Annotated in this window: 9 protein-coding genes; 3 read left to right on the top strand and 6 right to left on the bottom strand. The window is 67.4% G+C overall.

All coding sequences use genetic code 11. The features are described from left to right. Positions 1–172: 172 nt before the first annotated feature. The 3 genes from ACVOME_RS07135 to mtnC all read left to right on the top strand — a co-directional run bounded on the left by ACVOME_RS07135 (position 173) and on the right by mtnC (position 2,149). Positions 173–814, top strand: coding sequence for a methylthioribulose 1-phosphate dehydratase (locus ACVOME_RS07135; protein ID WP_481504895.1), 642 nt, complete (start codon positions 173–175; stop codon positions 812–814). Between the two features lie 78 nt (positions 815–892). Beyond that, positions 893–1,450, top strand: a complete 558-nt coding sequence (locus ACVOME_RS07130) for a 1,2-dihydroxy-3-keto-5-methylthiopentene dioxygenase (RefSeq protein ID WP_053516703.1) — start codon at positions 893–895, stop codon at positions 1,448–1,450. A 3-nt stretch (positions 1,451–1,453) separates the two neighbouring features. Further along, positions 1,454–2,149: an acireductone synthase gene (gene mtnC / locus ACVOME_RS07125; RefSeq protein ID WP_065182688.1), complete on the top strand. Its 696-nt coding sequence runs from the start codon at positions 1,454–1,456 to the stop codon at positions 2,147–2,149. A gap of 71 nt (positions 2,150–2,220) precedes the next feature. Here the strand turns inward: mtnC and ACVOME_RS07120 are convergent, their stop codons facing one another. From ACVOME_RS07120 to ACVOME_RS07095, 6 genes are all read right to left on the bottom strand, one after another. Then, positions 2,221–4,902, bottom strand: coding sequence for a beta-mannosidase (locus ACVOME_RS07120; protein ID WP_481504894.1), 2,682 nt, complete (start codon positions 4,900–4,902; stop codon positions 2,221–2,223). Positions 4,903–4,938: 36 nt separating this feature from the next. Next, a complete protein-coding gene (locus ACVOME_RS07115; RefSeq protein WP_481504893.1) occupies positions 4,939–6,165 on the bottom strand; it encodes an AGE family epimerase/isomerase in 1,227 nt (408 codons plus the stop codon). Then, a complete protein-coding gene (locus ACVOME_RS07110; protein ID WP_481504892.1) occupies positions 6,162–7,157 on the bottom strand; it encodes a carbohydrate kinase family protein in 996 nt (331 codons plus the stop codon). The genes ACVOME_RS07115 and ACVOME_RS07110 overlap by 4 nt, the downstream gene beginning before the upstream one ends. 7 nt (positions 7,158–7,164) lie before the next feature. Then, positions 7,165–8,478 carry an L-fucose:H+ symporter permease gene (gene fucP, locus ACVOME_RS07105; protein WP_053516708.1) on the bottom strand — a complete coding sequence of 438 codons (1,314 nt, stop codon included), beginning with the start codon at positions 8,476–8,478 and terminating at the stop codon, positions 7,165–7,167. Between the two features lie 59 nt (positions 8,479–8,537). Then, the gene (locus ACVOME_RS07100; protein ID WP_053516709.1) at positions 8,538–9,590 is read right to left on the bottom strand and encodes a LacI family DNA-binding transcriptional regulator; all 1,053 of its coding nucleotides are present in this window, start codon (positions 9,588–9,590) and stop codon (positions 8,538–8,540) included. Between the two features lie 96 nt (positions 9,591–9,686). Next, positions 9,687–12,152 carry a GH92 family glycosyl hydrolase gene (locus ACVOME_RS07095; protein ID WP_481504891.1) on the bottom strand — a complete coding sequence of 822 codons (2,466 nt, stop codon included), beginning with the start codon at positions 12,150–12,152 and terminating at the stop codon, positions 9,687–9,689. Positions 12,153–12,343 lie beyond the last annotated feature (191 nt).

Here is a 12,343-nt window from a genome sequence, read left to right as displayed (position 1 = left end):
GGGGGGGGGGGGGGGGGGGGGGGCGGGGCGCCCGCGCGGCCCCCCCCCCCCCTTTGTTTTTTTGCCGGCCCCCCCCCCCCCCCCCCCCCCCCCCGGCCAAAGCAAGAAATCCCGCCCGGCGAGACAGCCACGAGGGGCTCAGCCGTTGGCCGAATCCAGTAAAATCGCCCGCATGAACGCCGCCCCCCTCCCCTACGACACCGCGCGCCTGAGCGAGCTCGCCCAGCTGCTGATCGACAACGTCCGCGAACTGGCCCAGGCCGGCTGGACCCCGGCCACCAGCAGCAACTTCTCCCATCGGCTCGACGACCGCCATGCGGCAATCACCGTCTCCGGCAAGGACAAGGGGCGGCTGATCGAGGACGACATCATGGTCGTGGACTTCGATGGCCAGGCCGTCGGCCGTCCGCTGCGCCCGTCCGCCGAGACGCTGCTGCACACGCAGCTGTACCGGCGTTTCCCGGAAGTCGGCTGCGTCCTGCACACGCATTCGCCGGTGCAGACCGTCGCCTCGCGCCTGTATGCACCGCAGGGGCACATCCGCCTGGAAGGCTATGAGCTGCTGAAAGCCTTTGCCGGCAACAGCACGCACGAGATGGCCATCGACGTTCCGGTGTTCACCAACACCCAGGACATGAACGTGCTGTCGGCCCAGGTCGAGGATCTGCTGGACCGCCAGACGCTGTGGGGCTACCTGATCGATGGCCACGGCCTGTACGCCTGGGGCCGCGACATGGCCGAAGCGCGCCGCCACCTTGAGGCATTCGAGTTCCTGCTGCACTGCGAACTGGAACTGCGCAGGCTGCGTGGCTGAGCAGATTCCAAACCGCAATCTGCGCCCGCCCGCCACCCTGCTACCCTGTCCTCCCCCCGAGACGTTCAAGCTGCCGCCATGAGCCGACTGCGCATCTACGACGACACCCGCCCCGAATCCCCGCTGCTGGACAGCCAGGACGGCGCCATCATCGCTGCCGAGCTGCAGAAGATCGGCGTGACCTTCGAGCGCTGGCAGGCCACCGCACCGGTCGCGCCGGGCGCCAGCCAGGACGAGGTGTTCGCCGCTTACCGCGCCGACATCGATCGCCTGGTCGCCGAACGCGGCTTCAAGAGCGTGGATGTGGCGTCGATCGCGCCGGACAATCCCAACCGCGCCGAGCTGCGCAGGAAGTTCCTCGACGAGCACTTCCACAAGGAAGACGAAGTGCGCTTCTTCGTTGCCGGCTCGGGGCTGTTCACCCTGCACGTGGGTGACAAGGTCTACGAGATCGAATGCGTGAAGGACGACCTGATCGCCGTGCCCGATGGCACCACGCACTGGTTCGACATGGGCGAGGAGCCGAGTTTCGTGGCCATCCGCTTCTTCACCGAGCCGGATGGCTGGGTCGGCCACTTCACCGGCACCGACATCGCGCAGAAATTTCCCCGTTACGTTCCGACCCAGGCATCCTGATCCATGCAGCCCCGCGTCATCCTGACCGACATCGAAGGCACCACCAGCAGCATCTCGTTCGTCAAGAACGTGCTGTTCCCCTATGCGCGCCAGGCCCTGCCCGGCTTCGTGGCCGAGCATGGCCAGCGACCGGACGTGCGCCGCTGGCTGGACACGGTGGCCAGCGAAATCGGCGGCGCCTGCCAGGACAGCCTGGTCGCCGAGACCCTGCAGGGCTGGATCGACCAGGACCGCAAGCACACGGCGCTGAAGGCGCTGCAGGGCCTGATCTGGGACGCCGGCTATCGCCGTGGCGACTACACCGCGCACTTCTATCCGGAAGTGGCGCCGGTGCTGAAGGGATGGCATGCCTCGGGCCTGCCGCTGTACGTCTACTCCTCCGGTTCGGTGCCGGCGCAGAAGCTGTTTTTCGGTTTCAGCGACGCGGGCGATCTCAGCCCGCTGGTGTCAGGCTGGTTCGACACCGAGATCGGCGGCAAGCGTGAGGCCGACAGTTACCGCCGCATCGTCCAGTCCATCGGCGTGCCGGCAGGCGAGATCCTGTTCCTGTCCGACGTGGTGGAAGAGCTTGATGCCGCGCGCGAGGCCGGTCTGCAGACCCGCCTGCTGGATCGTCTGGACGACTACCCGATGCCGCGCGTCGGCGACGCCGCCCACGGTCACGAGCGGGTCGAGAACTTCCAGCAGATCCAGCTGTAACACGATCCCTTTCTGGTCGCAGCCAACCCGGGTTGGCTGCGGCCCAGGCCAGGTACCGCCGACGGCGCCCCTCAACGATCGTTGAGGCTGCGCACCTCCAGCGCCTCGCGCAGCGTGGCCAGATCCACCGGGCCGCGCACGCTGATGTCGCGGCTCTCGCCCGGCAGCAGATCGAGCAGGTTGTCCTCCAGTTGCACCTCCAGGGCACCGAAGTCCACCCATGCCGCGCGCACGAATGCGCTGCTCTGCAGCCGCAGCCGGTAGTGGTCCCCCTCGATGTCCAGCGTGGCCCTGAGCGCCTGGCGGGGCAGTACCTGATCCTTCGCTTCGACGAATCCAACGACCTGACGCGCAGTCGTCTTCCTTCCCTGCAGCACCTCGAACACGGCAATCGTGCGCTTCGGATCGGCACCCGCCAGCAGTTCGGCATCACTGAAATCGCCGACCGCCGTCACGCCCGCGGCCGCCAGGGTCACCGCCTGCTCGCGACGACGTAGCACTTTGCCGTCGACATCCATCACCCGCAGCCGCCAGCGCGCCTCGCCGGCGTCGCCATCGTTGAGCAGACGCACGCGTGTCGTGCCCTCGTCACGCAGCGCCGCCACGGCAACGGGAGCGAAGAAGCGCCGCGCCTGGTAGTGCAGCGCCTTCCAGCGCCCGAAGTAGTCCACACTCGACCAGGACGCACCCGGCCATACGTCATTGAGCTGCCAGTAGAGCGAGCCCATCGTGTAGGGGCGTGAGGCGCGATGGTGCAGCGCTGCCAGAGCGATGCCATCGGCCTGCATCACCTGGCTGAGATACACGAAGTCCCCGAAATCCTTCGGCGTACCGTAACCCCGCTCGATATAGTGCAGCAGACGGCTGTTGCCCTCGCCCGCCATGAATTTCTGGTGCGCGCGAATCACCGGGCTGTCGATCCGCTGCTCGGCGCGGGTTGCGATCTGGTCCACCGTAGCCACGGCCGGCCACGCCTGCAGGCCGTACTCGGACATGAAGCGCGGCGTCTCGCGCAGATAGGCCTGCACCGGCAACGCCGGATTGCCCCACACCTGCCAGTAGTGCTTGTCGCCACGGGTGGAGTCGTTGGCCTTCTCGTCGAGGTCGTTGCTGGGCGAACTGGACCAGTACGGCACCCCCAGCCCTTCTTCACGGACCACCGCACGCAGGTCATTGCCGAACAGGTCCACATAGCCCTGCCAGACCTTTGCGGCGAAGACCGGATCTGCGGCCTTCAGGTCGCGGCCATGGCCCCAGTCCTTCCACGCGGTTTCCTCTTCGTTGTTGCCACACCACAACACGATGCTGGGGTGATGGCGCAGGCGGCGCACGTTGTCGCGCGCTTCGGCAACCACGCTGGCGCGGAATGCCGGGTCGTAGCCGGGCTGCATGCCGCCGCCGAACATGAAGTCCTGCCAGACCAGCAGGCCCAGTTCATCGGCAATATCGAAGAACACATCGTTTTCGTAGTAGCCGCCGCCCCAGTTGCGCAGCATGTTCATGTTGGCGTCGCGCGCGGCGGTCAGCACCTGGCGCACGCGCGCGGGATCCACATGGGCCGGGAACGCGTCGAAGGGAATCACGTTCGCACCCTTGGCGAAGACCGGCACGCCGTTGATGACGAATGCGAAGCCCTGGCCGCCATCAGCGTCCTTGTCGCGGCGCAGTTCGACCGTGCGCAGGCCGATGCGCTGCTCGCGCGCGAGCGACTCGCTATCGCCGCTGTCCAGGCGGACCGCCACCACGTAGCGATCCTGTGCCCCGTAGCCGACCGGCCACCAGCGGCGCGGCTGGGCAAGCGCCACAGGCAGCTCCACCGTATTCGCTCCCGGGGCCACTGCAACGTGCCGCTGCACCCGCGCGACACTGCGCATCTCCGGATCGAACACCTCCACATCGACGGCCGCGGTACCCGCGGCAGCGTCCTGTTCCACCTGCAGCACTACCGCAAGCTTCGCCTGCTGCGCGTCCAGCATCTCGGTGCGTACGGCCACATCGCCGAGGCGGCGCTCCCCCCAGGACTCCAGGTCGATGCCACGCCAGACCCCGGCGGTGACATAGCGCGGACCCCAGTCCCAGCCGAAATGGTAGGCCGGCTTGCGCGCGAAATTACCGACCATCGCATCCTTCGGCTCGTCACCGTAGGGCGAAGGATAATTGCCAGCAATCCTGTTCGGCATCGCCTGGACAGCGGGCAGCAGCGTGCGGATCGGCGAACGGAACACGATCTGCAGCGTGTTGCCCGTCGCCTTCAGGCGGCCGTCCACGCGCACGCGCCAGCTGCGGTGAGCGTTGTCGGCGCGCAGCAGCGGCCTGCCGTTGAGGGTGACTTCCGCGTACGTATCCAGACCGTCAAAGCGCAGTTCCGCGTTCGGCCTGGCCAGGGTCGCGGCGTCCACATCGAAGCGTGCACGGTATTCCCATGCCGCCAGGCCGATCCACTGCAGCTCGGCCTCGGCGGCGCCGACGTAAGGATCACGGATCAGTTCATGCGCCAGCAGGTCGGTGTGGATGCTGCCCGGCACCTGCGCGCTGCGCCATTGCTGCAGGCCGGGATGCGCCGCGCCCTGCGCGTCGCCCGGCAGCATGCGGAACTCCCAGCTTGCCTGTAACGGAGCGGCCGCTGCCGGGAATACGAGAGTGGCAATCCACAACAGGGCCAGAGAGGCGAATGGGCAAACGGCACGGAAAGGGCGATGCACGGGCGGGACTCCTGTTGTGTCCGCCGGGCATGGCCCGGCGCTACCGATCATGCTTCGCCGGGCATGGCCCGGCGCTACCGGTCATGCTCAACGCACGACGTTCAGCACTTCGTAGCAGGCACCCATGGTGTGGTAATCCACCTTGCCTGCGGGGCTCTTTTCATCGCTGTACTTGCGGTTGTCTGCATCGAGGATGCGGAACCAGGCGCCGTAGCGGTGATCGACGAAGTGCTCCCAGGAATAGGCCCAGATGCGGTCGTACCACTGCCAGTAGCGGTCATCACCGGTGCGCGCAGCCATCAGCGCAGCGGTTGCCAGGGTTTCGGCCTGTACCCAGAAGTACTTGTCGTCGTCGCAGACGAAGCTGTCGCCGCCGATCGGCGCGCCGTCCATGCCCGGCTGCCGCCGTGACTGCGGCGCGAAACCGTAGTACAGGCCACCACGGGCCTCGTCCCAGCTGCGCTCCACGGCCACGTCGAACAGATGACGCGCCGTGGGTACCAGCCAGTCGGCCTGCACGTGCCGATCCAGGATCAGCAGCAGTTTGGCCCACTCCGTCTGGTGGCCCGGCTGGAAACCCCAGGGACGGAACAGATGCTTGGGGTCGTCCAGGTTGTAGTTCCAGTCGATCTCCCAGCTGGAATCGTAGTGCTCCCATACCAGGCCACCGGCCTTGGCTGCCTGGCGACGGGTCATGTTGTCGGCCAGCTGCAGGGCACGTTCCACATAGCGCTGTTCGCCACTGGCCTCGAACGCAGCCAGCATGGCCTCGCACATGTGCATGTTGGCGTTCTGTCCACGGTAACCGGTGAAGTTCCACTGGCCGTCCGCCTCGTCCCGGTACAGACCGTGCTGCGGCTCCCAGAAGCGCGCCTCCAGCAGCTGCCAGGTCTCATCCATCCACGCGCGGGCCTGCTCGATGCCGGCCTTCAACGCGCAGCTGTAGGCCAGCAGGACGAACGCCACGCCATAGCAGTGATTCATGTCGTCCTCGACCTGGCCATCGCGCAGGGTCCAGGCATAGCCACCGGTGGCCGGATTGCGGTGCACCTCACGCAGATAGCGCACGCCATGCTCGACGGCCTCGCGGTACTCGGCCTTGCCGAACTCGCGATAGGCCATCGCGTAGTTGAAGACGAAACGGGTGCTGCTTACCAGATGGCGATGGCTGGCATCGTAGACGCTGCCGTCGTCACGGAAATAATGGAAGAAACCACCGGCCGGATCGATGCAGCGCGGATGATAGAACGCCAGGGTATCGGCGATATGCGCGCGCAGGAACGCGGGCGAACGGAAGTCGGGCGAGGTGCTCATGCGGTAATGTCCTGTGCCTGCAGCAGCTGCTGCACTTCGTCGAGCGAGGGCATCGCGGCGAACGCGCCCTTGCGGGTAACGGCCAGCGCGCCGACCGCGGCACCGAAGCGCAGCGTGGCGTCGATGGCCTGCGGGTCCTGGCAGAACGCGCTGAATCCCGCGCCTGCGCCACCCCGCTCCAGCAGTCCCACCAGCACGCCTCCCACGAAGGCATCACCGGCTGCGGTGGTATCGACAGCCGCGACCTGGAAGCTGGTCACCGTGCCCTGCGCCTGGCGGGTGTACCAGCACAGCGTGGCCGCACCATCGGTCACGATCACCCAGCGAGCCTGCGCCGCCAGCAGCCGCTGCAGCACCGCGTCCTCGCCGCCGTCGCCCAGGGGCGCCGCCAGGTAGTCCAGTTCTTCGCGCGACAGCTTGACCAGGTCCGCGCGTTCGAGCGCCTGCCACAGGCGCGGCGACGGATCGACATCGGCCGGCCACAGCGCCGGCCGCAGGTTGAGGTCGAGACTGACCACAGCCCCGGCAGCGCGCGCGCGCTCCATGCCCGCGAAGGTTGCGTCCGCGATCGCCGCCTCGGTCAGGCTGTTGGAGCAGACGTGGAAGCACTGCGCACTGTCGAAGCAGGCGGCCTGGAAATCACTGTCGCGGAACAGCAGATCGGCCGCCGGCGGGCGGTAGAAGCTGAAGCTGCGCTCCCCCTCTGCATCGAGAGCGACGAACGCCAGCGCGGTCTTGGCGGCATCGGTGCGGACGATGTAGTCGGTACCGACACCGTGCTCGGCCAGGCTTTCGGCCAGGAAGTCGCCGAACATGTCGCGGCCCAGCATGCCGACGAACTGGGTCTTCGCGCCCAGCCGCGCGGCAGCCACCGCGACGTTGGCCGGTGCCCCGCCGGCGTATTGCAGGAACGCGCGCGGCGTGTCCGCATTGGCCGGCGGCTGCGCCAGTAGATCGATCAAAATTTCGCCGAAGCAGACAATCGCACCCATTCCGGACTCAGCCTCCCTGCGTTGCGGAGGCCGGCGTACGTGCGCCGACCAGTCCGTAGAAAATGATGTAGACGTAGCACAGCAGCGGCAGGATGAAGCTGGCCTGCACCCCGATGTGGTCGGCCAGCACGCCCTGCAGGTACGGCACCACGGCGCCGCCGACGATGGCCATGATCAGCAGGCTCGAGCCCTTGTTGGTCAGCGGCCCCAGGCGCTCGATGCTGAGCGCGAAGATGGTGGGGAACATGATCGAGTTGAACAGGCCGATCGCCACCACCGAGTACAGCGCGACACTGCCGGCGCTGGCCATGGTCAGCGCCAGCAGGCCGACGTTGACCAGTGCGAAGATCGCCAGCAGGCGGCTCGGCGAGAAGCGTGCCAGCAGCGCCGAGCCGGCAAAGCGGCCGACCATCGCCATCGTCCAGTAGGCGGAAACGTAGTGTGTGGCCTCCTGCTCGCTGAATCCGCCGATGTCGGGCATCGACAGGTAGTTCACCAGGAAGCTGCCGATCGACACTTCCGCACCGACATAGAAGAAGATGCCAAGCACGCCCAGCAGCAGATGACGCTGGCGCAGCGCATCCAGATAGCTGTGGTGATGCCCCTGGTCGGCCTGTTCGGTCGCATCGCTCAGCGCCGGCAGGCGGAACAGGAACACGAACAACGCCAGCAGCACCAGCGCCACCGCGAGGCCCACATACGGGCCCTGCACGGCCTGCGCCTCGGCAGCACGATAGGCCAGCTGTTCGGCGGCCGGCATCGCCGCCATTTCATCGGCGCTCTTGACCGTATTGGAAAGAATCAGCATGCCGCCGAAGATCGGCGCGATCGCCGTACCCAGCGAGTTCAACGCCTGCGCCAGGGTCAGCCGGCTGGAGCTGGTCTGCTCCGGGCCCAGCAGCGCCACATAGGGATTGGCCGCCACCTGCAGCACGGTGATGCCGGTGGCGAGCACGAACAATGCACCCAGGAAGGCGCCGTAGATCCGCAGTTCGGCCGCCGGCCAGAAGCCCAGCGCGCCCACACCTGCAATCAGCAGGCCGGCCACGATGCCCTTCTTGTAGCCGAGAGCCGCGACCAGGCGGCCAGCGGGCAGCGACATCAGGAAGTACGTACCGAAGAAGGTGAACTGCACCAGCATCGCCCGCGCGTAGTTCAGCTCGAACACCGCCTTCAGGTGTGGAATCAGGATGTCGTTGAGGCAGGTCAGGAAGCCCCACATGAAGAAGATGGTGGTCACCACGGCCAGGGCCTTGCCGTTGGTGACGGCCGGTGCGTTGCCCGGGGAACCCGACGGACGGGGCGTTGCTGAGATCGGCATGCGGAACGCGCCTCGTTGCGCGGAATCGTTGTTGCGTGGAAGGAGTAACGGCAGTGAAATCAGGTCGGCCGGGCGGCACTGCTTTCGCGGATCCGCAGCTGCACCGGAGCCACCGTGCGCCGTGGCGGCGCATCCGGTTCGTCCAGGCGCTGCAGCAGCAGTGCCGCCGCCTGCCGGCCACGCTCGCGCGGGTCGGCGGTCAGCGTCGTCAACGGTGGCACCGCCACCGAAGCCTCGGAAATATCGTCGAAGCCGGTGACAGCGAAATCGCCGCCCGGCCGGATGCCGCGCGAGTTCAGGCCCAGCATCAGCCCCAGCGCGACGGTGTCGTTGTAGCAGACCGCTGCGCTCGGCCGATGGCCATCGGCGAACAGTTCGTCGGTGCGTGCAGCCGCCTCCAGCCGGTTCGGCGCCGATTCGATCATCCAGCCGGGTGGCAGCGACAGTCCAGCCTCAGCCAGCGCCTGCTGGAAGCCGGCACGGCGCTGGTGGCAGGAACTGGACGCCGCGTGGCCGCCGAAGAAGGCGATATGGCGATGGCCGCGCTCGATCAGGTGGCGGGTGGCCAGATAGGCCCCATGCTGGTTGTCCAGCGTCAGGAAGTCCCAATCGGCCCCGTCCAGCTCACGGTTGAACAGCAGGACGTTGGCATTGGCTCCCAGTGCCTGGCGCAGCTGCGTGGCATCGCTGCCTTCGGCCGGCGACAGGATCAGCCCCGCCGGGGTGTGTTCCATCAGCGTGGACAGCACCGCCTGCTGGCGTTCCGGCGACTCGCCGGTGCTGCCCAGCAGGGTCACGTAGCCACGCCCACCCAGCGCCTCGTCGACGCCGGAGGCGAATTCGGCGAAGAATGGATTGGACAGGTCGTTGATCACCAGTGCGATGCTCGAGGACGTGCGCCGCCGCAGGTTGGCTGCTGCGCGGTTGTAGACATAGCGCTGGCGCCGCAGCTCGGCCTCGACCTTGGCCCGGGTATCGACGTTGACCAGCGGACTGCCGCGCAGCACCAGCGACACGGTCGCCCGCGATACGCCGATGGCGCGCGCGATGTCGGTCACCGTCACTGCCTTGCCGGCGCGTTTGCTGGAAGTGCTGCTGCCGTTGTCGTTCATCGTATTCCCGGGCTCCGCTGAGGGCTCAAGCCTAATGGATCGCGGCCGTCTCGTGCCGTGCCGTTCGCTGGGTCGCCGCGAACGGCACAGCCCCGATCAACGCAGCTGGCTGCCAGGTGCCGCGCACCAGGACACCGGCAGATCCTTCACCGCCGTGCCCCACCCCTGGGTCGGCGCCTGCGCGTCGAGGGCGAAGTGCAGGCGCGGGCCCTGCTGCAGGCGCTCCCAGTCCAGCCAGACCGGGGCATGCACCTGGCCATCGACCTGCACGCCCTGCACGTACTGCAGGCGGCGGCCGTCCGCCCCCGGGGCATTGATGCGCAGGGTGCGGCCATTGCCCATGTCGACCTCGACCCGGGCAAAGCGCGGCGTATGCAGCAGGAACTGGCCACTGCCCGGTACTGCCGGGTACATGCCGATCGCACTGAACAGGTACCACGCCGACATCGTTCCAAGATCGTCGTTGCCGGTCACGCCATTGGGCGCATTGGTGAACAGCTGCTGCGCGGCCCGCACCACCGCGGCGGTCTTCCACGGCTGGCCGATCAGGGTGTAGAGCCACGGCGCGTGCAGATCGGGTTCGTTGTTCGGGTTGTAGCGGAACTGGTTGTAGTAGCTGTAGGGTCCGACCACCCATTCGCGCCGCGCGGCATTGAGCGGGTCGGCCTGCAGTGCATCCATCGCGAAGAAGGCATCGAGCCGGCGCCCGGCCTGCTCACGACCGTCCATCGCCTCGACCAGCCCCGGCATGTCCTGCTGCGCCAGCCACTGGTACTGCCACGCGGTGCCTTCATGGAAGCCGTGGTGGGAACGTGGGCTGTAGTGCCCGTCGGCCGGGGTGTACCACTGCCCGTCCTCGGTGCGAGGCCGCGGGAAGCCGCTGAAGCCGGTCTCGGCGTCGCGGACCTGCGGGTCCCACACCTTGCGCCAGTTGCGGCCGCGCTCTCGCAGCGTCGCCGCATCCCGGGCGTGACCCAGGCCATCGGCCATCTGCGAAAGCGCGCAGTCGGCCAGTGCATATTCCAGAGTGGCCGAGCCGCCGTGATGCGGATCGACGTCCATGCCCTTGGACGGGAACGCACGGTCGTAGACCACGTAGCCCTTGTCCAGATAGGTCGGATTGCCCGACCGGCCCGCATGACGGGAATTCAACGGCGGGGTGCCGAACGCATTGCGGCGCAGCGCATCCCACGCCTGCGATTCACGGCCCTTGAACGCACCGAAACGCCACAGGTCGACCATGAACGGGGTCACCGGATCGCCGGTCATGATGTTCGTCTCAAAGTTGGCGTAACCCCAGCGTGGCAGCCAGCCCCCCTGCTCGTCGATCGCCAGCAGCGTGCGGCCGATGTCACGCGCCACATCGGGGCGGGTCAGCGCCAGCCATTGGTTCTGTGCACGGTAGGTATCCCACAGCGAGAAGTACTCGTAGTAGGTCCAGCCATCCGCGCGATGGATGCCATCGTCGTAGCCGCGGTAGCGGCCGTCGGCATCGCTGCCGGTCAGCGGCTGCAGCAGCGCGTGGTAGGCGGCGCTGTAGAACACCGTGCGGTCATCAGCACTGCCGCCCTGCACGCGCACCCGGCCCAGCTCCTCGCGCCACGCCTGCTGCGACAGCGCGCGCATGCGGTCGAACCCCATCAGCGCTCCGCCCTGCATGCCCTCGGTGCGCAGGTTGGTGCGCGCGCCTTCGGCATCGACGTGCGAAATCGCGCTCACCGCCGTGACCGACTGCCCCTTGGCCAGGTCGAAGCTCAACCAGGCACCGTTCGGCTTCTGCTCGCCTTCCATGCTGTGGCGCGCCCCCGGCAGGCCACCGGCCTCGCCCCAGGTACCATGCGCCTTGAACGGGCGATCGAACTCGATGCGGAACCACGTCGTGTACTGGTGGCCACCGCAGAAACTCTTGGTGACCAGCTTGCCCTCGACCACGCGGTCGCCGACCACGTCGATCACGCTGCCGATCACCGAATGGCGTTCATTCGCCTGGCCGACATTCACCAGCACGTGGCCATCGCCGCTTCGCTGGCTGAAGGTGTAGCGCTCGGCGGCGGCACGGGTGCGCGCGGTCGCCTCGGCATCGATGCCACCGTAGCTGGTCAGGCGCACCTTGTAGTAGCCGGCCTGGCCGATTTCGCCGTCATGCGTGTACGACGCGGCATAGGTCTTGTGGTTGAAGCTCTTGGCGTCGGCGGTGTCGAAATCGCCACCGGGACCGATGCTGCCGGTCACGGGCAGGACCGAGACCTGGCCGCCCTGCTCCCAGCACCCGGCACCGGACAGGAAGGAGTGGCCGAAGCCACGGATCTTCTCGTCGTCGTAGCGCCACCCCGAATAGTGGCTGCCGATGGGGCTGACCTGGATCAGGCCGAAGGGTGCCGAGGCGCCCGGGAACGTATTGCCATCGTCCTTGCTGCCGATGAAGGTGTTCACCTCGCGCTCGAGTGCGGCCGGGGCGGCCTGCAGCAGCATCGGCGACATCGCCAGTGCGAGCAGCCAGGCCAATCGCGTCAACGGGCGCGGCGTCGAGGGGACAGCGGGAGCGGACGGCACTGGGCGCATGTCGGGTTCCTGTGGTCGATGGTGCGGTGGCAGACGGCTGGAGCCTGCAACGCCTTCCGCTGAGCGCTGCCTGCCGGCAGCCTGCTCCCCGTGGAATGGCGCGAGACCCGCGCAACCGTGAATTTAGATCGATTCAAGTAGAGCATGGCGATTCGCGCCAATGCATTCTGCGCCGCAGCATACGTCCCGCC

Source organism: Stenotrophomonas sp. STEN008 (assembly GCF_056760435.1).
This window is presented reverse-complemented; position numbering and strand designations above follow the sequence as displayed.

Excerpts from the sequence above, each read along its gene's own strand:
- ACVOME_RS07135 (WP_481504895.1), top strand. The coding sequence starts at position 173 with ATGAACGCCGCCCCCCTCCCCTACGACACCGCGCGCCTGAGCGAGCTC.
- ACVOME_RS07130 (WP_053516703.1), top strand. The coding sequence starts at position 893 with ATGAGCCGACTGCGCATCTACGACGACACCCGCCCCGAATCCCCGCTG.
- mtnC (WP_065182688.1), top strand. The coding sequence starts at position 1,454 with ATGCAGCCCCGCGTCATCCTGACCGACATCGAAGGCACCACCAGCAGC.
- ACVOME_RS07095 (WP_481504891.1), bottom strand. The coding sequence starts at position 12,152 with ATGCGCCCAGTGCCGTCCGCTCCCGCTGTCCCCTCGACGCCGCGCCCG.
- ACVOME_RS07115 (WP_481504893.1), bottom strand. The coding sequence starts at position 6,165 with ATGAGCACCTCGCCCGACTTCCGTTCGCCCGCGTTCCTGCGCGCGCAT.
- ACVOME_RS07120 (WP_481504894.1), bottom strand. The coding sequence starts at position 4,902 with ATGATCGGTAGCGCCGGGCCATGCCCGGCGGACACAACAGGAGTCCCG.
- fucP (WP_053516708.1), bottom strand. The coding sequence starts at position 8,478 with ATGCCGATCTCAGCAACGCCCCGTCCGTCGGGTTCCCCGGGCAACGCA.
- ACVOME_RS07100 (WP_053516709.1), bottom strand. The coding sequence starts at position 9,590 with ATGAACGACAACGGCAGCAGCACTTCCAGCAAACGCGCCGGCAAGGCA.
- ACVOME_RS07110 (WP_481504892.1), bottom strand. The coding sequence starts at position 7,157 with ATGGGTGCGATTGTCTGCTTCGGCGAAATTTTGATCGATCTACTGGCG.